Raw genomic sequence first — 21,208 nt, 5'->3', positions numbered from 1 at the left:
ACTTTGAGTGATTTTCCACCCATGATCCAAAATAGATTGACGTGGCGCTCTATTCCTTTCACAAATTATCCACGAAAATTGAAAGCGCTTTGAATACCCTATGAACCTAAAAACCCTCGCCAAAAAACTGCAATTGTCGCAGACTACCGTCAGTCGCGCGCTGAACGGCTATCCCGAGGTGAGCGAGGCGACACGACGGCGGGTGGAAGAAGCGGCGCGCGCGCATAACTATCGCCCCAACAGCCGCGCCAAAGGGCTGGCGACCGGTCGGGCAATGGTGATCGGCCATGTGATCCCGGCCTCGACCCAGCATGAGATGGTCAATCCGGTCTTTGGTGATTTCGTCGCCGGGGCCTCACGCGCCTATGCCGCGTTTGGTTATGACATGATGTTCACCCGCGTCGATGATGGCGATGAGGAGCAGGTGTATCACGCATTGGTGGCCAAAGGCTCGGTCGACGGGGTCATTCTGCAGGGTCCCCGGGTGAATGACGGGCGTATCCCGCTGCTCAACCGCATCGGCTTACCGTTTATCGTGCATGGCCGTTCCTCGGGGATCGATGAAAGCTATGGCTGGGTGGATGTGAACAACAAGCGTTCGTTCCAGCGGGCGACCGAGTTTCTGCTTGATCTGGGACATAGACGGATCGCGCTAATCAACGGGTTGGAGCAGATGGATTTCGCCCATCGCCGCCGCGAAGGCTATATCAAGGCGCTGAAAACCGCTGGAATAGAGCCTGATCCCGCCCTGATGCGCAGCGCCGAGATGACCGAGGTGTACGGCCATCGTGAGACCCGAGAGATGCTGAAGATGAAGACCCCCCCCACCGCGATCCTCGCCGCGTCGATGATCTCAGCCATCGGGGTGCGCCGCGCCATTGACGAGGCGGGGCTGACGCTTGCGCGCGATGTGTCGGTCATCACCCATGACGATGATCTATCCTATCTGCGCAACGGATCGGACGTGCCGATCTTCACCGCCACCCGATCCTCGGTGCAGCAGGCCGGAGAAATCCTGTCCCGCATGTTGATCGAAAAGATCGAACAGCCCGATGCGCCGAACCAGACCCACATGCTGGAGGCTGAGCTGGTCGTCGGCCGCTCAACAGGCCCAGCGCCGGAGATGAGACGATGATGCGCCATGCGCGGCAGGATTTTCCGCCCGGCTTCACCTTTGGCGCGGCCACTTCGGCCTATCAGATCGAAGGCCACGCGCTGGGCGGTGCCGGGCCGACCCATTGGGACAGCTTCGCCGCAACACCAGGCAATGTGGTCCGCGCGGAAAACGGCGCGCGCGCCTGCGAGCATTACCTGCGCTTCGAAGGCGACCTCGATCTGGTCGCGGCGGCCGGGTTCGACGCCTACCGCTTTTCCACCAGCTGGGCGCGGGTGCTGCCGGAGGGGCGCGGCGCGGTGAACACCGACGGGCTGGATTTCTACGACCGCTTGGTCGACGCGATGCTGGCGCGCGGGATCAAGCCGCTTGCCACGCTCTATCACTGGGAATTGCCGTCGCCGCTTGCGGATCTCGGCGGTTGGCGCAATCGCGACATCGCTGGTTGGTTCGCCGATTTCACCGAGATCATCATGGGCCGGATCGGCGACCGTGTGCACTCGGTCGCGCCGATCAACGAACCATGGTGTGTCGGCTGGCTGAGCCATTTCCTTGGCCATCACGCACCGGGGCTGCGCGACATCCGTGCCACCGCCCGCGCGATGCACCACGTGATGCTGGCGCATGGCAGCGCCATTCAGGCGATGCGGGGGCTGGGCATGGATAATCTGGGCGCGGTGTTCAACATGGAATGGGCCGAACCCGCCGATAGTTCACCCGAGGCACGGCAGGCTGCCGATCTTTATGACGGCTATTACAACCATTTCTTCCTGAGTGGCGTGTTCAAGAAATGCTATCCTGAAAACGTACTTGAGGGGCTGGGGCCGCATCTGCCCGAGAACTGGCAGGACGATTTTGACATCATCGGCACACCGGTCGACTGGTGCGGGTTGAACTACTACACTCGCAAACTCATCGCACCCGATAACGGGCCCTGGCCGCATCACCACGAGGTGCCCGGACCGCTGCCCAAAACCCAGATGGGGTGGGAAATCTATCCGCAGGGCCTGTATGATTTCCTGAAGTGTACCGCTCGCGACTATACCGGCGACCTGCCGATTTATGTGACCGAAAACGGCATGGCCAATGACGACAGGCTCAAGGATGGCGCGGTGCCGGATCAGATGCGGATCGACTATCTGAATGACCATCTGGACGCCGTCAAAGCGGCCGTTGCAGAGGGCGTCCCGGTGGCGGGCTACATGGTCTGGTCGCTGCTGGACAACTACGAATGGGCGCTGGGCTATGAAAAGCGCTTCGGTCTGGTGCATGTGGATTTCGAAAGCCTGATGCGCACGCCAAAGGCCTCTTACCATGCGCTGGCGGCGATGCTGCGTTAGGCCGCGCGGCACACGTCCTTGCGAGCGGGGCGAAACAACTCTTTGCTTTGCGCAGATGCGCCCCATTTGTTAGTCAAATGAGACACCACATCGGGGGTACCATGAGCCGATATTTTAAAAACCCGGACGCGATTGCCGCGCTTTCGCCCGAAGAATTCCACGTCACCCAGCGCAGCGGCACCGAACGCCCCGGCACCGGCAAGCATCTGAGCAACAAGGAACCCGGCATCTATGTGTGCATCGTGTCGGGCGAACCGCTCTTCGCCTCAGCCCATAAATACGAATCCGGCTGCGGCTGGCCGAGCTTCACCAAGCCTATCGAGCCTGCCCACGTGCAGGAGCTGGAAGACAAGACGCTGGGCATGATCCGCACCGAGGTCCGCTCGACCCATGGCGACAGCCATCTGGGCCACGTGTTCCCGGACGGGCCGCGCGAACATGGCGGGCTGCGCTACTGCATCAACTCGGCTTCTCTGCGCTTTATCCATCGCGATGATTTGGAAGCGGAAGGCTATGGAGAGTATCTGGACCAAGTGGAGGATATCGCATGACAAGTGAACGCGCCGTATTGGCTGGCGGATGTTTCTGGGGAATGCAGGACCTGATCCGCAAACTGCCCGGAGTATCCAAGACCCGCGTGGGATATACCGGTGGAGATGTGCCCAACGCGACCTATCGCAATCACGGCACCCATGCCGAAGGGATCGAGATCATGTTTGATCCCGCCGTGATCAACTATCGCGATCTGCTGGCCTTCTTCTTCCAGATCCACGATCCCACCACGCCGAACCGGCAGGGCAATGATCTGGGTCTGAGCTATCGCTCGGCGATCTATTACGTGGACGAGGCGCAAAAACAGACCGCAATCGACACCATCGCTGACGTGAACGCCTCTGGTCTCTGGCCCGGTACGGTCGTCACCGAGGTGGAGCCCGTCGGTGATTTCTGGGAGGCAGAGCCGGAGCATCAGGACTATCTGGAACGTGTCCCCAATGGCTATACTTGCCACTTCCCGCGCCCGGGCTGGGTGCTGCCAAAACGGATGGATGCGGCGGAATAGAGCGCAATCCAAAAAGTAAGAACCGGGTTTCGGACCAAATTGCGCGTCGATAAATGGCTCTGTTTCAGCCCGAGGCCACGCGGGGCCGCCCGCTGGCCTCGACCGTCAGGGTTGCTTCGACAAACACATCACGCGCCTCGACCTGGGCGGTGCGGATATCGCGCGTGGCGATCAGGCGGATATCTTCGGCGCCTGCCGCGCGCACTTCTGCCTCTGCAACGCCCCGCAGCGTGTCTTCGAGCATCGACATGGCGGCGTCAGGATCGCCAAAGTCGCGAGGGCCGCTGTCCAGATGCACTCGGTATTTGCCCTCTGACGGCGCGGTGACAACGCCGCTGCGCCGAAAGGTGACGCGGCCCACAACCGCGCCGATTGCATTTGCCACGCCCGCGTGTTCCGGCAGCACCATGCGGCAACGCAGCCGCTCTCCCACCGCCGGGTAATAGGTCGGGGCCGAGGCGCCGAGGCCAATGACATCCACGTTCAGCGACGTATCCAACGCCAGCAAGCCACGATGCGCCGACAGGCCCTTTTGCGTCAGGACGTGGCGCGCCAGCTGGTCGGGCGGCACACCAAATTCTGCCGTTTCTTCGGCAAATGCTGCCTCCAGCAGGGTCTCTGCGGTCTGTTCGGTCAACTGGTCGACGATCATCCGCGCCAGATCGCGTGCCTCGGCAGCAAGGCGATTGCCCGATCCGATCCGTTTGCGCGCAACAAGCGTCAGCGCCTTCTCTGCGGCGTCCCTGTCCCAGACCGACAAGGTGCCGAGAACGTGACAGGCATCGGACGGGGTCACCGCCGACACCTGCGCCAGCCCGCGATCCACCAAACGGTTCAACGCTGCGTGGTCCATCCGTGTGCGCAGCAGCGCGCCCATCGGGTGCACCGCGTCACCGAGCCGATCCAGCAGGGCCTGTTCGCGCGGGCCAAGCCCGCCAGCATCCATCCCGGCCAGAGCGCGGACAAAGCGGGCGTCATACTCGCCCGGTGCTGGCGCGCGCAGTTGGGCATCAAGGCTGTCATGCACAATTTCGGGCGCTGCATGCGCAATGAGCGAGACCGGCAGCACCCGGCGCGGGCCGAGCAGGACACCGCCGCGCAGCCCTTCGGTCTGCACATGAACCTGACTATCTCCGCCGAGACCGCTGGTGCGCATCGCCACCGCCTCGACCATGGTGCGGAACGCGCCCACCCGCGCGCCCGCCGGGTCAATGGCAGGTTTACCATCGCGGATCAGGGCAACATCCGTGGTGGTGCCGCCAATATCCGAGACCAGGGCATGCTGCGCGCCGGTCAGCCAGCGCGCGCCCACGATCGAGGCTGCCGGGCCGCTGAGAATGGTTTCAATCGGTCGTGCCCGTGCCTGTTCTGCCGACATCAGCGCCCCGTCGCCACGCACCACCATCATCGGCGCGGTGATGCCCATTTCGCCCAGCACATCCTGCGCCCGCCCGATCAATCGGTCGATCATGCCGATCAGCCGCGCATTCAACACGGCCGTGACCGCCCGCTTCGGCCCGTTCAGCTTGGCCGAGAGTTGATGCGAGCATGTCACCGGAACGCCGGTACGCTCCTGAATAATGCGCGCCGCTTCCAGCTCATGCGCCGGATTTCGGGTAGCAAACTGCGCCGCAACCGCATAGCCGGAAACGCCATTATCTTTCTCTAAAAAGGCAGAAAGCGCGTCTGTGTCCAGAGCGGCGGCCTCATTCCCCGCATGGCTATGCCCGCCTGCAATGACCAGCGCCGGATCACCTTTCAGAGCATCTCGCAGCCCGTGCCTGTCCAGATCGCTTTCCCGGAACCCGATATAGATCAGGGCCACGCGCCCGCCTTGACCTTCAACCAGCGCATTGGTGGCAAGGGTGGTCGACAAGGATGCCAGCGCGATCTGATCCGCGCCCACACCCGCGCTATCCAGCACCGCACGCACGGCCGCCCCGACGCCAATGGCCAGATCGGACCGCGTGGTCAGTGCCTTGGCGCTTGCCACCACCTCGGCCTCGTCCCGCACCAGCACCGCATCGGTATAGGTGCCACCCGTATCCACCCCCAAAGCAAGGGTCATGCCTGCCTCCCGCATCTTGCGAGCCGAGAGGTAGAGCGCGATTGTTGAAACATCCAGCCTGTTTGCGTCATTTATGGCAGGCGCCCGACAGCCCAGGATGCCGCGTCCGAGACCGCCTCGTCCGGATCGTTCAGCAAGGTCTGCGCGACGGGCTTCAGCGCCGCGACACCCGAGTTGCCGATGGCATAGAGCACATTGCGCACAAACCGGTCCCGCCCGATCCGCTTGATTGGCGAGCCGGAGAACTTCGCACGAAACCCGGCATCATCCAGCGCCGCCAGCTCTGCCAGATCAGGCGCGCGCAGATCGCCGCGCGCCGTATAGCGCAGATCGCTGGCGGCAACCGCAAACTTGTTCCACGGGCAGGCGGCAAGGCAGTCGTCACAGCCATAAATCCGGTTGCCCAGCTTGCCGCGCAACGCCAGATCCACCGGCCCCTTATGTTCGATTGTCAGATAGGAGATGCAGCGCCGCGCATCCAACTGGTAGGGGGCGGGAAACGCATCGGTCGGGCAAACGTCCAGACAGGCGCGGCACGACCCGCAGCGGTCCGGTTCGGCCGGATCAGCGGGCAGGTCGAGTGTGGTAAAAACAGAGCCTATAAAAGCCCAATTGCCCCAATCGCGACTGACAAGATTGGTATGTTTGCCCTGCCAGCCCAGCCCGGCTGCTTGCCCCAAAGCCTTTTCGGGCACCGGTGCGGTATCGACAAACACCTTCACCTCGCCGCCCGCCTCTTCAATCAGCCATCGTGCCAGCCGCTTGAGGCGCTTCTTGACCAGATCGTGGTAGTCTTTGTTTTGCGCATAGACCGAGATCGCGCCCTTGTCCGGTTGCTCCAGAATGCCGCGCGGATCGTGATCCGGGGCATAGCTTTCGGCCAGCATGATCACGGTTTTCGCCTCGGGCCACAAAACCTGCGGCGCGCCGCGCCAATGCATCCGCTCGGCCATCCAGCCCATCTGACCATGATACCCGGCCTCGACAAATCGCGCCAAGCGTCCCGGTACTTCGGGCACATCCCATGGCCGGCAAAGACGGCAGGACACGAACCCTTCGGTCCGGGCCTGTTGCACCAGTTCTGCCTTTAACCCCGATCCGATTTTCATCCGGCTAAAATATCTGCCGCATTGCGCTGGTCAACACCTGGTCCCAACGCCGGAGCGCGCGAAGTGCAGTTCCCTCAGGTTTCGTGGCCGAGTGCCATATTTCTCTGACCCGTTCGCGAGCCTCGTCCCCTTGGACGTAATCAATCATAGCTGAGCGACAGGGTTTCCGACATTGGTAGCGACTGGCAGGTCAGGATCGCCCGTTTTGCAATCTCCGCGTCCTCCAGTGCCATGTGGGCGCGCATGTGGACATCGCCCTTGGTCAACGTGGCGCGGCAGGCGCCGCAAACTCCGGACTGGCAGGAAAAGGGAGGTTTCAGACCGGCGGATTTGGCCGCATCGAGAACCGACATCCCTTTAGCCACGCCGATTGAATGTTGAATGCCGCCCAGCGTAATTTCTGCAGTTGCGGCCACGCCTTCGACGCTGGTGTCAAGCTCTGCCGCGCCGCCATAGCTTTCCATGTGGATGCGGCTGGCGGGCACGTCGAACGACATCAACGCGGCCTTGACCGCCTTGTTCATCCCGCCCGGCCCGCAGATGTAATACTGCGCGTCCTGCGCATATGGCGGGTTTTCGGCGATCAGCGCCTCAATTGCGGGTTTGTCGATGATGCCCTTGCGCCAATACTCGGCAGAGGACCAAAACCCGGGTTTGGAAAAGATATGGTGGATTGTCATCCGGTCGGGGTTTGTATCCCGGATGGCGTCCAATTCTTCCTGCAACAGAATGGAATTTTCATTGGTGTTGCCATAGGCCAGATGCGCGTATGAGCTGGGCTCTGCCGCTATGACCGAGCCGAGCATCGCATAAAGCGGTGTGATGCCCGAGCCCGCACCAAAGAAGTAATGCGTGCGGCGCGCCGTAGCGCCGGGATCGAGACAGAACCCGCCAAAGGGTGGCATCACGTCGATCACGTCGCCTTTTCGCACATTGTCGTTGATGTGGTTGCTGATCACACCACCCTCAACGCGCTTCACGGTGATCCGCAGCGGGTCACCGGTGAAGGGCGAAGACGAAATCGAATAGCTGCGGCGTTGTTCCTCTGGGTCTAACGTGAAGCGGAGCGACAGATGTTGGCCCGGCCGCCAGGCGAAGGTTTCGTGCAGCGCTTCGGGTACATCGAACATGATCGTCTTGGCCATGCCGCCCATTTCGGTGCGCGTGTCCAGAACGGTCAGCGGGTGGAAATTGCGCGGGGTCATTTACCGTCTCCCAGCCATTTCAGAACGACCTTCTGATGGTCGATGACCGGGCTTTCGCCAGCTGCGGCAGGACCAGTCTCGAAATAGGGCGATTTCAGCGATTTCTGCTGCTGTTCGCAGGCATAGATGTCCTCGCCGGTGAAGTCGCCCGCGACCATCGGATCATCCTCGTTCACCGCGTCATGGGCTGCGTATTTTCCGCTGAGGCCGAACTGGGTCCAGAACATTGAGGACTTCATCGATTGCCTGGCAAACTCCCAGTCGGAACTGTTCGAGACCCGACCCCGGTTGCTGACCCGGGTCAGTTCTGGGCCGAGTGGCTCGATGATGAAAATGTTCCAGCCGTCTTCTGGTCCGGCCAGCCCGATGCCGGGGAACAGCATCGGTACCCAGGTGCCGTTCATGTCCTCGGGGATCACCCGCGGGGCAATCAGCTTGCTTTCCTGATCCTTCAGGAATGCCTCGACCGGCGGCTCCCAGAACATGTAGTGGGGGCCTTCCCAGTGGTATTCCGCCGCCTTGTGGTCGTACATCTGCAGCGTGTTCGAATGCAGATGGCTCAGGTGGTAGACGTCGATGTAATTCTCGACCACAACCTTCCAGTTGGCCTTGATTTCGTAACTGGTTTTCAACTCTTCGTATTCGACCAGCTCTTCGGGAACATGCGGGCCGATATCAGGTTCCACGGGCCCGAACCATTCGGCGATGGTCGGCGCGTCAGGGTCCGGATGCACAAAGATCATCGATTTCCATATGTCGACGCTGGCGGGTCTCAGGCCCAGGCAGGATTTGTCGAGTTGACCAAACTCTTCGCGCTCTTCGGGCACCGAGATCAGGTTGCCTTCCAGGTCATAGGTCCAGTCGTGATAAGGGCAGGTCAGTGCCTTTTGCGTCTTGCCGATGGTGCGGATCAACTGCGTGCCCCGGTGACGGCAGATGTTGTGAAACGCGCGCAGGCGACGGTCTCGGCCCATCACGACGAAGATGTTGCTCAGCCCGGCCTGAACGGTGATGAACTGGCCGGGTTCGCTGACATCCTCCATGAAGCCCGCATAGCGCCAGGTTTTCGAGAAGATGTCGCGCATTTCGCGATCGAACCAAGCCTGCGAGGTATAGGCCTCGACAGGCAGCAGATGCAGCATTCGGGTCAATTGGGTACTCCTCGAATTGGCATCAGCCCCAGCCAGGCAGAAAATCAGCCATCATCAGCAGGACGCCGAAGACGAACCAGGCGATTTGGATCAGCCAATACAGGGCCGGGTCTTCTTCCCGCGTTACGTCTGACAGCAGGAAAGCATAGCCCGTGCGGTAACTCTGGACCGTCCAATAAAGGAACAGCAGACCCCAGAGTGACTGATAGCCAAGTGCCGTGGCCGTCATCAGCGCAGCGAAGGCGGCGTAGTTGAGTGCGCGAGCCTGCGTCATGACGGATCACCCAACCTGCTCAAAAGACTACGCGCGAGGGCATGCGCGGTATGCGCCCACTCCTGCGGCATATCCAACGGCGCCAGAGAGGCCACGTTCAGATAAAGCGCTACGATGCCATGGGCTGCTGCATTGATCGCGTGATCGTCGGCTAGTGGATGGTCTTGACGCAGAACTCCGGTGAACGCGGCCTCGAACTCCAGAAGGGACTCGCGACAGGCGGCGCGCAGGTCGGTGTCTTCGGCAGCGCGCGCCGTCAGGGCCGCAAAGGCCAGCACCATGTCCGGAGACGATCCCGTCGTGTCTAGGAACAGAATATCGACCAATGCCGCAGCGGCTGCGTCATCGGGCAAGGCCGCGATCAACGCCTCGGTCTGTTCGCTAAAGCTCTGCAGGACGTAGCCTTGCAGCGCCGCGATCATCTCTTCGCGATTACCCAGATGATGACGGATCAGCGGCCGGGTCAGCCCGGCCTCGGCCGCGATCTGGGTCAGAGAGGCACCTTCCAGCCCAAAGCGCGCCACACATCGCACCAGAGCCTGCATCACCTGAGCATAGCGTTCGTCGCGATTTGAAGGGCGTCCAGCCATGTCAGTTCCAGTATTTCAGCCGCAGCGTTGATTTAGCCGTCGCGCCGGTTGCGACGGCCGCATCCTCGAATTTTGACGGCAGGCCACGGCGCCCCATGGCGGCAAAGGCATAGCCCTCGGTTGGGACCTCGCCCTTCATGCCTAGATCGCCGTCCAGGTCTTCGTCATGCATTGCGGCGAAGGCATATGTTCCCTGCGGCAAATCGTGAAACGTGACCGAAACCTTCGCGCCAGCAGCAGGAATTTGGGCCACCGCAGCAGCTTTGCTCATGTCCATCGCCTCAAACGCCACGGCCTGATCGAAGGCCGCCACGATCACCGCGCCCTTCCCATTGCGAAGCCCCTCGACAGTCACCGAAAGCGGCGCGGTTTCAATCGCTTGGGCGAAGGCCGCGCAACCGCCAGCGGCGGCAAGACCCGTGAATGAGAGGAGTTTGAAAGATCGCATCAAGTCGCCTTAAATTGTCAATTATGACAGCACTTAAGGGCATGCATATTGATTGTCAATAGAGACAGCTTAATGCCGGAGAGGCACCCTCTGCGCCAGCACGCCTAGCTGGCAGTTACAGTGGCCGAATACTTGCACCGCTCTGCCATCTTCTCGGGATGAAAGGTCAACCCTGCGAACAAGGCCTGCGCCCAGTGCAAGGCTCCGGAGGTCAGCAGGAACACTTCGGGTATGATCACCCATTCTCCGATCCATGCGCCGCCGGACCTTTCGTGCTCATGCAAGGTGAACTCTCCGATCTGTTCGGCCTTCTGTCGGCCAAGGCGGGAAACCGCTTCCATGAACTCGGAGGCTCGCTGGTTGCGCTTGTGGTGCATGGAAGAGGACGCGCCCTTGCCGTTCGCAGGCGCTTCCGAGGCTTCGGCAATGTCGGAGGACGACAACAGGTTCACATTGTGGGCGATCTTGCAGAGTGTGGCGCATAGGGCACCTAGAGCAGTCGCCACATCAGCAATCCCGTCCCGCGCGTTTTGCCAATGGGGCGCGACAACACCTAGCCCGAGCCGCGCTGCAACTGCGGCTTTGACCTGCTCTCCTGACCCGTCCTGATAGCCGCGCAGATCTCCGACCGGGCCGCCGATCTGCACGTTGAGACCACGGTCGGCGGCCTGTTCAAGAGCCTCTCTGCGCCGAACCAGTTCCGAGCGCCACACGGTCAGCTTGGTTGTCAGTTTCATAGGAACCGCGTGCTGCCCATTCGTGCGCCCCAAGAGCATGGTCGATGGGTGGGCACCTATATGGCCGTCCAGCAGATCAATCAGGTGTCCCGTACAGGCCCCGATCTCGGTCAGACCGAGGTTCATTTGCATGACCATCGCGGTATCCATGATGTCCTGCGTGGTTGCCTTGTGGTGTAGGTGGCACCCATACTCTCCTACCAACGCCCGAAGTTGTTTCACCAGCCCAACGATGGGTCGCCCGACCAATTCCATCTCGGTCGCCAATGCTTCGATGTCCAGATCAGAGATGCTGACCGTTTCGAGTGCAGCAGCCGCATCCAAGGGGATCAGAGACAGATCGGCCTGACAGCGGGTAAGGATCTGTTCGACTTTCAGCCAAGCGGAGATCGTCGCATGCTCGGACCAGATCATTCGCATTTCCGAGGATGAGAAGCAGTTGCGGTAGACACGGTAATCAAGCATCGCCAAGCCCCCCTTCGGCGATGCGGCGTTCTTTCATGATCGACCGGATGCGAAAGCCCATGGCGGCAAGTCCGAGCAGCAGGAAACCAGCGGCGATGGGGCGTTCAACGAAGATCAGCGCGCCGCCATCGGACATCAGCAAAGACTGCCGGAATGTTTCCTCGGCTCCTTTGGCCAGCACGAAGGAGATCACGAAGGCCGCGACGTTGAAGTCGAACTTGCGCATCAGCCATCCGATGAACCCGGCCACGGTCATGACGGTCACGTCGAACATCGAGCCACGGGCGGAATAGGCGGCGATAAAGGCGGTCAGGAAGATTAGCGGATACAACACGTTCACCGGAACCTTCAGGATCAGGCGCGCGACCTGCGTGGCGCCAAAATAGCCGATGAGGCCATAGGCGAAGATGCCCAGCATCCCGCAGGCAAAGAGTTGATAGACCAGTTCCTTGTCCGTCAGGAACAGGGTGGGACCGACCTGAATGCCGTGGATCAGAAAGACGCCTAGCAGGATAGCCCCGATGGTGGAGCCCGGGATGCCGAGTGTCAGAAGCGGCGCCATTGATGGGCCAGACACCGCGTTGTTGGCGGCCTCGGGCGCGGCAACGCCTTCCAATGCGCCCTTGCCCCATTGTTCGGGGTTCTTGGCGCGACGCTTGCCTTCCCCATATGAGATGAACGCCGCGATTGCCGAGCCGAGACCCGGTAGCACGCCGATACCAGCACCGATGAAGCCGCCACGAATGGCATGCGGGATGCAGGGCTTGTATTCTTCATAGGTAAGTGTGTGCCCGCTTGGATCGCTTTCATTTTCGCGGACCTCGCCCTTGGCTTTTTTGCGCTCTTCGAGCTGCGCAAAAACTTCACCCAGAACAAAAACACCGATCATGAGCGGCACCAGACCAATGCCATTGGACAATTCGAAGGAGCCGAACGTGTACCGCTCCTCGCTGGAGATCGGATCGAGGCCGACCATGGCAACAAGGATGCCAAGCAAGGCCGAGATCAGACCTTTGGTAACGGATTTGCCGATCACCGAACCGATCACCACGAAGGCGGCGAAATAGATGGCAAAGGTCTCCGGCGGGCCGAGCTTCAGTGCGATGGCGGCGATGAATCCAACGCCGATCACAAGCATGATATCGCCCATGAAATCGCCGATGACTGACGAGATCGTCGCGACCTTCATCGCTTTTCCGGCTTTGCCTGCGCGGGCCAGCGGATAGCCATCGATCTGCGTCGCAGCACTTGCCGCCGTTCCGGGCGTGTTGAACAGGATCGCGGCAACCGAGCCGCCGTAGCGCCCGGATTTGCCGATCACATAGAGAAACGCCAATGCAAACAGCGGCGGCATGTAAAAAGTGATGGGCAGAAGCATCGCAATCGCTGCGGATGCGGTGAGGCCTGGCGTCGCTCCAACGATCATGCCGACAGCAGCGGCCAGCACGATGGCGAACAGAAGCGTTGGATCGGTGATGACCGACAGAAGGGCGGGAAATATCTCCATTCGGTTTACCCCCTAAACCAGTCGAACAGGTCGAACACTTCGCCATAAGGCGGAAAGACACCGAGCAGCTCGAAGAAAATGATGTGGAAGATGAGCGGGCAGGCGATCACAGATGCGGCCAACCCGATCCAGTTGCGGACGCCGAAGATATAGAGCACCACCGGCGCAACGATGGCCGTGGGCAGGACGTAGCCGAACCAGCGGAAGGATTGCTGGTAGATCAGCGCAACCGCAAACAGGATCAGGATATCCAGCGTACCGCTATCACCTCCGTCAGCAGAGGCTTGGCCGGCGTGTGTGGCGCGCAGCCCGTTCAGTAGCACGACACCGGAAAGAGCCAGCAAGGCAACCGAGGCCGCGAAAGGCACAATCCCTGCCCAAGTATCGCCGGGGCTAGCCGCCGGTACCTGCCAGGCGCCCCAGATCGCGACCAACGACAACAGAGCGAGCACAATTCCTTCGACCATATCTCGCATGGCGTCCTCCCTAGAATATAGGTGCGGTGAGACGGGTGGGTCCGGTCTGAATCCGGCCCACCCGACACCTGCCTCAGTTGTTCAGGTTCTTAACCAGCGGAGCGGCATCCGCTTGCATCGCGGTCAATGCGGCCTTTGCATCGGCCCCGTTGGCAAAAACCGGCCCGGTGCCGCGTTCGGCCAAAAGCTCTGCAAATTCAGGTTTGGCGGCAATCTCTGCCAGCGCCGTTTCCATGGCCGTAATGATCTCGACCGGCGTGTCTTTGGGCGCGAAAACGATCACCTGAGACGACACGGCCGCGAACGGAATACCTAATTCGCCAAAGGACGGAACATCGGACATGATGGTGTCCCGGTCGGCGCTGTTGACGGCCAGAGCGCGCAACTGCTCTTCAAAGCCGCGCAGCTGCTGTACCCCGAGGAACCCAAAATCGGCCTGCTCGCCGATCAGCGCGGCGCGGGTTGGGCCGCCACCCTTGAAAGGTACATCTTGTGCCTCGATCCCGTTGTTGGCCAGGAAGCCCAGACCGCCCACGTGATGGAACCCGCCGCGACCGGAATGGGCCCAACGCAGCGAACCGGGCTCCGCTTTTGCCGCGTCAACGACATCTTGCACGGACTGATAGGGGCTGTTGACCGGCACCATAAGCGAGGTCTGCAACTGACCGACCTGCGCAACGAAGTCGAAACTGTCCAGAGCGTCGATCTTGGTGTCCCGCGTCATGGTCGAAAGCAGGAACGATCCACCCGAGGTCATCATCATCGTGTATCCGTCGGGCCGGGCTCCGACCACGGCGTTGGCACCGTTGAGGCCGCCGGATCCGGGTTTGTTCACAACGACGACCGGTACATCCAGCACGCCTTCTGCAGCGGCGGAGATGGCACGCGCATAAGCGTCGGTTCCACCCCCGGCCTTGTAGGGCACGACCAGGTTGATGGGGCGTTTGGGCCAGTCAGCCGCATAGCCGGTGGCCGTCGTCGCAACCAGCGCGGCTGCCGCCGTTATCGCACCAAGGAATGCTCTGCGTTTCATTTGGGCTCCTCCAAAATAGTGACGCAGCCTTAATAGCAGGCGCTTAGATTGTGATTTCTGCAAATATAGCATCTAATACTGCAAAATAGTAAAGAGTCGAGATCATGAACATCAAAGCGCTCCGGGCCTTTCGTCATGCCTTTTCCGAAGGCTCCGTTGCCGCGGCTTCCGAGGTCATGCATCTCAGTCAGCCTGCCATCAGCAGATTGATCAGCGGTCTGGAGGCAGAGTTGAAGCTCAAGCTCTTCGATCGCAGCGGGCGTAGCCTCTCCCCTACTATAGAGGGGATTGCATTTTACCGGGACGCCGGTCGCATCCTCGATAATCTCGACGAGATTCCCCGGATTGCAGGGGAAATCCGGGCTGGCCGAACAGAGAGCCTCAGAATCGTAACGATGCCAAGGATCGCCCAGTTCCTGTCGGCCCCAGCCGTCGCGCAATTCATCCAAGATCATCCGGATGTCAACGTGACCCTCGATGTGCGGGCGCGTCGCGAGGCCGGAAAATGGCTGGCCGGACAGCAATATGATATCGGCATCGCCGCCCTGCCGGTCAGCCATCCCGATATTCAGACGATACCTCTTGTCCGTGTCAGGGCCCTGGTGATTCTGCCCAAAAGCCACCCATTGTCAGATGCGGATCATGTGACTGCCGATCAACTCGCCAATGACACGATCATCCGTCTGATGCACGGGCTGCTGCTACGCGATCAGCTTGACGACACGTTCAATTCGGCTGGTGTAACACTACACAAAACGCATGAAGTGTCTTCGTCGCAATTGGCCTGTGCTCTGGTTGCGGAGGGCGCGGGGATCACGATTGCGGATGAGATGGTCGCCCATCCATTTCGCGATCGGATTGCTGCGGTTCCAATTGAGCCTGCGAGATGGATGACATTTGGCCTGTTGCTGCCGAAGACGCGCAAGCCCAACGAAGCGGCAGATCGCTTCAGAGAAATCCTGACCTGGCATGTCGACCGCGTATGCTCCTCTAGCGAAACCATGCACAGTCTAACCCGAAAGTCAGATGGTTGAGCCGGAATCCACGGGTGCCTTGGCGGATAGGGATTCTATGAACCGCTGCTGACCGTCCAGGCCGCAGATAGCCCTCTCTGCCGAATGCGCTCAGAAATCCAGATCGGCGTAATGAGCAGGCGGGCGGAACCCGGGGATCTGATCGGCCAGGATCGAGCGAAAGGCCGGTCGCGACTTGATCTTGGCATACCAGTCCTTGACCGGTTGGCTGCGATTCCAGTCCACATCCGAGATATAGTCGAGCGACGACAGATGCGCGGCGGCGGCAAAATCGGCCAGCGACATGGCGTCGCCCGCCAACCAGCGGCGGTGATCCAGTAGCCAGGTCATATAGTCCAGATGGTATTTGATCGCCTTGGCGCCGTCCTTGACGTTGCGGCTGTCGGGATAGCCTTCTTTGGTGACCTTCTTGTTCACCCGCTCATAGAGCAGCTTGGCGGTCACCTCGTGGTGGAATTTGTCATCAAACCAACTGATCAACCGCCGAACCTCGTAACGATCCTCGGGTGATTTGGGCATCAGGGCCGGTTCGGGGCGGGTATCCTCGATATATTCGCAGATCGCCGCGCTTTCGGCCATCATCCGGCCATCCAGTTTCAGCACCGGAACCTTGCCTGCCGGGTTGCGGCGCATGAAGTCGGGGTCACGTTCCCAATAGCGCTCTTCGATCAGCTCGACCTCGATCTTCTTTTCCGCCAGCGACAGGCGGACTTTTCTGCAAAAGGGCGAGAGGGGAACATGAAACAGACGCGCCATGATATTCCAATTTCAAAGATAACAGGGTGATCCAGAAATGCCTTGCCGCGCGGATTTTTTCAATCCTCGAAACACGCGGCGCGACCGTCTGCGCGAATCGTGGCCGCCCCGTCGATGATCGAGGCGGTGCGGCGACGCACGAAACTGGTGGGTTTCGAGGCCGAACGGGTCTTGGGCGCGGGCAACACGGCGGCGATGCGTGCCGCCTGCAGTGCGGTAAGATCCTGCGCGTCGACCTTGAAATAGGATTGCGCCGCCGCCTGCACACCGAACACGCCCTCATCCATCTCGGCCACGTTCAGATAGACCTCTATAATCCGCTGCTTTGACCAGATTGCTTCGACCGCCGGGGTCAGCGCGGTTTCCAGCGCCTTGCGCACCCAACTGCGGCCTTGCCAGAGAAACACATTCTTGACCACCTGCTGCGACAGGGTCGAGGCGCCTCGCGTGCTGCCATCTTCGATCGCGTCCCGGATCGCCTCGACATCAAATCCCCAATGCAGGCAGAAATTGGCATCCTCCGCCGCGACGACTGAACGGGCCATGACTGGCGCGATCTGCTCAATCGCTACCCAGTCGCGATCCACCGATCCCAGCCGTCGCCATTCTGACCAGATCGTATGGGTGACGGGAGGGTTCACGAAGGCAAAGAGAAAGATCAAAGCCGTGAACAGAACCGCCACGACCAGACCGGCGCGCACCACAATAGTACCCACTCTGTTGAGGAGGGGCTTACGAGTTTTCTGGCGCGATTTGCTCGATTTTTTGCCTGACTTGCGGGCTGCCTTTTTCGCCATGGGGGATTTATAGGCGAGCTCCGCGGATCTGCAAAGGTGATCTTGCGGACGAATAAGGTGTTTCACACTTGGTAGATTTAGCACCGTCGCGGGAGGGCGATCCCAAGAATTGGTAGGCTGACCTTCGATTCAGGGTTTCTGGCGGCCGTTATACGGGACGAGGGCGAAGCCGCTTTCGCGGTATTGGCGCTTGTGGCGAGTTGGGTGCGCTGAACTGGACACTTCGATTTTGTGGATGGGTGTGTCTGTCTGAAGTTTGGGATTTTCTCAATCTGATGACAGGAGGTTCCGATGACGGACCTGTATATTCCCGTTCTTCGCCGGCGATTTCTTGAGGACATGCGGATCAAGGGGCTGCTGCCCAAGACGCAGACGATGTATCTGCGGGCAATGCGCGAGTTGCGGATCTCTTCCGCGCCCATGGTGCTGCCTATCGCAGCGACCATGCAGGCCACCTGAACCGGCCGCAGTTGAAGGTGATGTCCGCGATCGAGACCTGCCGGACCGCCGCGCTCGGCGGGCAGGTGGCGGCCTGCACCAAGTGCGGCCACGAGCACATCGCTTACAACTCATGCCGCAACCGACATTGCCCGAAGTGCCAAGGGGCCGCGTCGCGGGAATGGATGCAGGCGCGCATCTCGGATCTGTTGCCGGTGGAGTACTTCCACGTGGTCTTCACCCTGCCGGCCCAGCTTGCTGACAATGCCTTCCAGAACAAGGCGGTGGTCTATGGCCTGCTGCTCAAAGCATCCGCCCAGACGCTCCTCACCATTGCGGCCGAGCCGAAGCATCTTGGTGCCCGGATCGGCATGACCAGCGTGCTGCACACCTGAGGATCGGCGATGACGCACCACCCGCATGTGCATATCATTGTGCCGGGCGCAGGAATGTCACCGGATGCAACCCGATGGATCGGCTGCCGCCCGGGGTTCTGCCTTGCCAAGTTCATCGCCGCCGGATCACACGCATCCAGAAACCACAAAACGTGGACAAAACGGACCTCGGCCCGGTCGGCTAAATCACTTCGCAGGCCTACGTTAGGGACCGTCCTTGGGGGCTGCTGTAACCAAATCTACTTCATTGAATGCATCGAGTTTCTGCATCGACCACCGGACGACCCCGCCGACCCAAATGAAGCCGAGCAAGCCGCCAAAATATACGTTCATTGTCCCGCCAGGTGCGATAAATCCGGAGTTCCCGAAGATAGTGACGGTTTCTATTGCTTGTTCCAATCCGAATAAGACACTAAGCCAAGCAAGCCAGGGCGGTATGGCCTTTTCCGTACCAAAGCCCAACACCGCGACTGCCATAGCCATAGCAGTGCTGGATGCGTTCACGACTGGACCCCAGTAGGCGGCGATGGCGAAGATTACCCGCGCTGTTTCGTCGCTCAGACCATTCGGGTGAAATGCCAGCCCTGCCCAGACCCACGCTTGGACTTGAGCCGTTATTGCAAATCCCAGCACACCCGCGAAAAATATGTAGCGATTTGGTGCCGGAAGAAGGGCCGAGACTTGGCCAGCGAAAATCATCAAACCAAGCGAAACAAAAGTCGAGGCCCACGCATAGATCCGCGCATTTGTACCGTTTTCAGAAAACCACGCTACGACCTCGGTTCCTGTCGACTCAATGGTTGGGACGGAACCGCCCAGAGCAACAAAGCTAAAAACATAGAAAGCCGCAGTCAAAAGGATGTTGATTAGCAAAAAACTCTTGGCGCTAATAGGCATCTAGTCTTCCTCTTTAATGCTCATCGCATGAAGGTCTGAGCCTCATATTTTCAGTTACTACCACGAATGGCCACTCACGTGACCAAGCGCGGATAAAATGTTGAATACGATGCTCCCATGCAAGAAATTAGGCCGTGACACCGCCCGCTTAGGGCTTCAATGCCGCTACGCAAATCTGTTTGCCAAATGTAAGCTTCTCGCAGACAACATCGGACAGGCCGCTGTGCTGGCGATCTTTCACCAACTCAAAGAAAAAGGGCCGCCGGATGGCAGCCCTCGATACCAAGTGCTGAAGGATATCAGCCGTTCACGCTGTCTTTCAGCGCTTTTGCGATGGTCATTTTGACAACCTTGTCGGCTTCTTTGGTGAAGGTTTCACCAGTGGCCGGGTTGCGGACCTGACGCTCGGGGCGTTCGCGGCAATAGATCTTGCCAACGCCCGGCAGGGTCACGGCGCCACCGCCCGACACTTCGCGGGTGATCAGGCCGGTGATGGCCTCCAGCGCGGCGCCGGCGGATTTCTTGTCAGTACCCATTTCTTCAGCAAGTGCTGTGACGAGCTGGGTTTTGGTCATAGGCTTTGCCATTTCTTGGTCTCCTTACAGTGCCCGAACACTTGGGCCTCACTGCGTAACAATAACGGCATCTAGTATGACAACACAACGAATAGTAGCGTGGAAAACCATAAAAATAGGCGATTTTTGGGATTTTTTTGCATCACAGAAAGGCTGTTTCGTCAAATGAGCGCAATTTCCGGCTGTGCAACCGCTCTAACGGCATCCCGCGCAGCATTTCCATGGCCCGGATTCCGATCGCAAGATGGCGCTGAACCTGGGTGGTATAGAACTCTGACGCCATGCCGGGCAGCTTCAACTCGCCATGCAGCGGCTTGTCGGAGACACAGAGCAGCGTGCCATAAGGCACCCGGAAGCGATAGCCGTTTGCGGCGATGGTCGCGCTTTCCATATCCAGCGCGATGGCGCGTGACTGGCTCAGCCGATGCACCGGGCCTGACTGATCGCGAAGCTCCCAGTTGCGGTTGTCGATGGTGGCCACGGTGCCGGTCCGCATGATGCGTTTCAGGTCATAACCTTCCAGTTGGGTAACCTGTTCCACCGCCTGTTCCAGCGCGATCTGAATCTCGGCCAGGGCGGGGATCGGCATCCAGACCGGCAGGTCGTCATCCAGCACATGGTCTTCGCGCAGATATCCATGGGCCAGCACGAAATCCCCCAAAGCCTGCGTGTTGCGCAGCCCCGCACAATGGCCGACCATCAGCCAGGCATGCGGGCGCAGGACGGCGATGTGATCGGTGGCGGTTTTGGCGTTGGATGGCCCGACACCGATATTGACCAGCGTGATGCCCGAGCCGTCAGGGCGCTTCAGATGATAGGTTGGCATTTGCGGCAGCTTCAGAACCTGCTCCAGCGGCGCGTCGGCCTGCGTGATCTCGACGTTTCCGGTGCTGACGAAACTGGTATAGCCGCTATCGGGATCGGCGAGTTGCTCCCGTGCAAAGGCTTCGAATTCGGATACGTAGAACTGGTAGTTGGTGAACAGAACATGGTTCTGGAAGTGTTCGGGATTGGTGGCTGTGTAATGGGACAGCCGCGCCAGCGAATAATCGACCCGCTGCGCGGTGAACAGCGCTAGGGGACCGGTGTCATCCGGCGCGGTATAGGTGCCGTTAACGATGTCATCATTGGTGGTCGCCAGATCGGGCACATCGAACACATCGCGCAGAGTAAACCCGGCCGCACCTTCCTGCGGCACCACCATGTCAGAGCGGTTAGCCACGGCGAAATGAACCGGCATCGGCGTGTCCGAACAGCCGATCGTCACAGGTTGCCCGTGGTTTCGGATCAGCAGACCGATCTGCTGCGTCAGGTACGACCGGAACAGATCGGGCCGGGTGATCGTGGTCGCATGCATTCCGGGATGCGAGACGTGGCCATAGCTGAGCCGGCTGTCCACTTGCGCATAGCTGCGGGTCTTGATCCTGATTTCAGGATAGAAGGCGCGGTGATGAATGCCACTCGCGCCATGGCGCATCACGTCGGCAAAGCGGTCACATAGGAACCCGGTCGCCTGATCATAAAGCTCTTCCAGCCGCTGAACAGCGGCGGCGGGGTCGGTGAATTCTTCGGGCTTCGGGGCGTCCGGTGTTATTGTTCTTGTCATCTGGTCGCTTTCAGGGGGTCTTTGGCGCGCTTGCCGGGGGCTGCTTCTCAACCGGCGCGACAGAGGCTGCGGGCGCAGGCGCATCTATCGATCGGACACGGGAAGGGGCGGCAGGGCGGGTCTTCATGGCTTA

The 21,208-nt window shown here is 60.1% G+C and carries 22 protein-coding genes and 1 pseudogene; 7 read left to right on the top strand and 16 right to left on the bottom strand.

Annotated features, from left to right (window positions below):
• Window positions 1–100 precede the first annotated feature (100 nt).
• The 4 genes from AB1E34_RS17490 (at window position 101) to msrA (ending at window position 3,514) form a co-directional block, all read left to right on the top strand.
• A complete protein-coding gene (locus AB1E34_RS17490) occupies window positions 101–1,135 on the top strand; it encodes a LacI family DNA-binding transcriptional regulator (protein ID WP_372573609.1) in 1,035 nt (344 codons plus the stop codon).
• Entirely contained in the window at window positions 1,132–2,454 is a 1,323-nt protein-coding gene (locus AB1E34_RS17485) for a GH1 family beta-glucosidase (RefSeq protein WP_372573608.1), read from the top strand. The genes AB1E34_RS17490 and AB1E34_RS17485 overlap by 4 nt, the downstream gene beginning before the upstream one ends.
• A 101-nt stretch (window positions 2,455–2,555) precedes the next feature.
• Window positions 2,556–3,005, top strand: a complete 450-nt coding sequence (gene msrB / locus AB1E34_RS17480; RefSeq protein WP_372573607.1) for a peptide-methionine (R)-S-oxide reductase MsrB — start codon at window positions 2,556–2,558, stop codon at window positions 3,003–3,005.
• Complete coding sequence (gene msrA, locus AB1E34_RS17475; RefSeq protein WP_372573606.1) at window positions 3,002–3,514, top strand: peptide-methionine (S)-S-oxide reductase MsrA; 513 nt, start codon at window positions 3,002–3,004, stop codon at window positions 3,512–3,514. The genes msrB and msrA overlap by 4 nt, the downstream gene beginning before the upstream one ends.
• Window positions 3,515–3,578: 64 nt before the next feature.
• On the opposite strand, the gene AB1E34_RS17470 is transcribed toward msrA, so the two are convergent.
• The 11 genes from AB1E34_RS17470 to AB1E34_RS17420 form a co-directional block, all read right to left on the bottom strand.
• The gene (locus tag AB1E34_RS17470; RefSeq protein WP_372573605.1) at window positions 3,579–5,582 is read right to left on the bottom strand and encodes a hydantoinase/oxoprolinase N-terminal domain-containing protein; all 2,004 of its coding nucleotides are present in this window, start codon (window positions 5,580–5,582) and stop codon (window positions 3,579–3,581) included.
• 71 nt (window positions 5,583–5,653) lie between these two features.
• On the bottom strand, window positions 5,654–6,691 hold the full coding sequence (gene queG / locus AB1E34_RS17465; protein WP_372573604.1) for a tRNA epoxyqueuosine(34) reductase QueG: 1,038 nt from the start codon (window positions 6,689–6,691) through the stop codon (window positions 5,654–5,656).
• Window positions 6,692–6,831: 140 nt separating this feature from the next.
• Window positions 6,832–7,896, bottom strand: coding sequence for a 2Fe-2S iron-sulfur cluster-binding protein (locus AB1E34_RS17460; protein ID WP_372573603.1), 1,065 nt, complete (start codon window positions 7,894–7,896; stop codon window positions 6,832–6,834).
• The gene (locus AB1E34_RS17455; RefSeq protein WP_372573663.1) at window positions 7,893–9,038 is read right to left on the bottom strand and encodes an aromatic ring-hydroxylating oxygenase subunit alpha; all 1,146 of its coding nucleotides are present in this window, start codon (window positions 9,036–9,038) and stop codon (window positions 7,893–7,895) included. Before AB1E34_RS17455 ends, AB1E34_RS17460 begins: the two co-directional genes overlap by 4 nt.
• 31 nt (window positions 9,039–9,069) lie before the next feature.
• Window positions 9,070–9,321 (bottom strand): hypothetical protein, encoded by a 252-nt coding sequence (locus AB1E34_RS17450; protein ID WP_372573602.1) that lies wholly within the window; start codon window positions 9,319–9,321, stop codon window positions 9,070–9,072.
• The gene (locus tag AB1E34_RS17445; protein ID WP_372573601.1) at window positions 9,318–9,911 is read right to left on the bottom strand and encodes a TetR/AcrR family transcriptional regulator; all 594 of its coding nucleotides are present in this window, start codon (window positions 9,909–9,911) and stop codon (window positions 9,318–9,320) included. Before AB1E34_RS17445 ends, AB1E34_RS17450 begins: the two co-directional genes overlap by 4 nt.
• A 1-nt stretch (window position 9,912) precedes the next feature.
• Window positions 9,913–10,359 carry a DUF2141 domain-containing protein gene (locus tag AB1E34_RS17440; RefSeq protein ID WP_372573600.1) on the bottom strand — a complete coding sequence of 149 codons (447 nt, stop codon included), beginning with the start codon at window positions 10,357–10,359 and terminating at the stop codon, window positions 9,913–9,915.
• A 104-nt stretch (window positions 10,360–10,463) separates the two neighbouring features.
• Window positions 10,464–11,561, bottom strand: a complete 1,098-nt coding sequence (locus AB1E34_RS17435; RefSeq protein WP_372573599.1) for a lyase family protein — start codon at window positions 11,559–11,561, stop codon at window positions 10,464–10,466.
• A complete protein-coding gene (locus AB1E34_RS17430) occupies window positions 11,554–13,068 on the bottom strand; it encodes a tripartite tricarboxylate transporter permease (protein WP_372573598.1) in 1,515 nt (504 codons plus the stop codon). The genes AB1E34_RS17435 and AB1E34_RS17430 overlap by 8 nt, the downstream gene beginning before the upstream one ends.
• Before the next feature lie 5 nt (window positions 13,069–13,073).
• Window positions 13,074–13,544, bottom strand: coding sequence for a tripartite tricarboxylate transporter TctB family protein (locus AB1E34_RS17425; protein ID WP_372573597.1), 471 nt, complete (start codon window positions 13,542–13,544; stop codon window positions 13,074–13,076).
• A 73-nt stretch (window positions 13,545–13,617) separates the two neighbouring features.
• A complete protein-coding gene (locus tag AB1E34_RS17420; RefSeq protein ID WP_372573596.1) occupies window positions 13,618–14,577 on the bottom strand; it encodes a tripartite tricarboxylate transporter substrate binding protein in 960 nt (319 codons plus the stop codon).
• Between the two features lie 104 nt (window positions 14,578–14,681).
• Here AB1E34_RS17420 and AB1E34_RS17415 point away from each other — a divergent pair, with 104 nt between their 5' ends.
• Entirely contained in the window at window positions 14,682–15,611 is a 930-nt protein-coding gene (locus AB1E34_RS17415) for a LysR family transcriptional regulator (protein ID WP_372573595.1), read from the top strand.
• Between the two features lie 90 nt (window positions 15,612–15,701).
• Here the strand turns inward: AB1E34_RS17415 and fzlA are convergent, their stop codons facing one another.
• Both fzlA and mtgA read right to left on the bottom strand, forming a co-directional pair.
• Window positions 15,702–16,367: an FtsZ-binding protein FzlA gene (gene fzlA, locus AB1E34_RS17410; RefSeq protein ID WP_372573594.1), complete on the bottom strand. Its 666-nt coding sequence runs from the start codon at window positions 16,365–16,367 to the stop codon at window positions 15,702–15,704.
• A gap of 59 nt (window positions 16,368–16,426) precedes the next feature.
• Window positions 16,427–17,164, bottom strand: coding sequence for a monofunctional biosynthetic peptidoglycan transglycosylase (gene mtgA, locus AB1E34_RS17405; protein ID WP_372573593.1), 738 nt, complete (start codon window positions 17,162–17,164; stop codon window positions 16,427–16,429).
• 291 nt (window positions 17,165–17,455) lie between these two features.
• Between mtgA and AB1E34_RS17400 the strand changes: the two genes are divergently transcribed.
• On the top strand, window positions 17,456–17,623 hold the full coding sequence (locus AB1E34_RS17400) for a hypothetical protein (protein WP_372573592.1): 168 nt from the start codon (window positions 17,456–17,458) through the stop codon (window positions 17,621–17,623).
• A pseudogene (locus AB1E34_RS17395) lies at window positions 17,563–18,150 on the top strand (IS91 family transposase); the annotation flags it as partial. The gene AB1E34_RS17400 and the pseudogene AB1E34_RS17395, both read left to right, overlap by 61 nt.
• A gap of 51 nt (window positions 18,151–18,201) precedes the next feature.
• Here AB1E34_RS17395 and AB1E34_RS17390 read toward each other — a convergent pair.
• From AB1E34_RS17390 to AB1E34_RS17380, 3 genes are all read right to left on the bottom strand, one after another.
• A complete protein-coding gene (locus tag AB1E34_RS17390; RefSeq protein WP_372573669.1) occupies window positions 18,202–18,894 on the bottom strand; it encodes a hypothetical protein in 693 nt (230 codons plus the stop codon).
• Between the two features lie 299 nt (window positions 18,895–19,193).
• Complete coding sequence (locus AB1E34_RS17385) at window positions 19,194–19,481, bottom strand: HU family DNA-binding protein (RefSeq protein WP_249708941.1); 288 nt, start codon at window positions 19,479–19,481, stop codon at window positions 19,194–19,196.
• A gap of 130 nt (window positions 19,482–19,611) precedes the next feature.
• A complete protein-coding gene (locus AB1E34_RS17380; RefSeq protein WP_372573591.1) occupies window positions 19,612–21,075 on the bottom strand; it encodes an AMP nucleosidase in 1,464 nt (487 codons plus the stop codon).
• Window positions 21,076–21,208: the final 133 nt, after the last annotated feature.

The sequence above is a fragment of the Ruegeria jejuensis genome, from assembly GCF_041537905.1.
GTDB lineage: Bacteria > Pseudomonadota > Alphaproteobacteria > Rhodobacterales > Rhodobacteraceae > Ruegeria_C.
The sequence above is the reverse complement of the archived record's forward strand: the minus strand, read 5'-3'. Positions and strand labels throughout refer to the sequence as shown.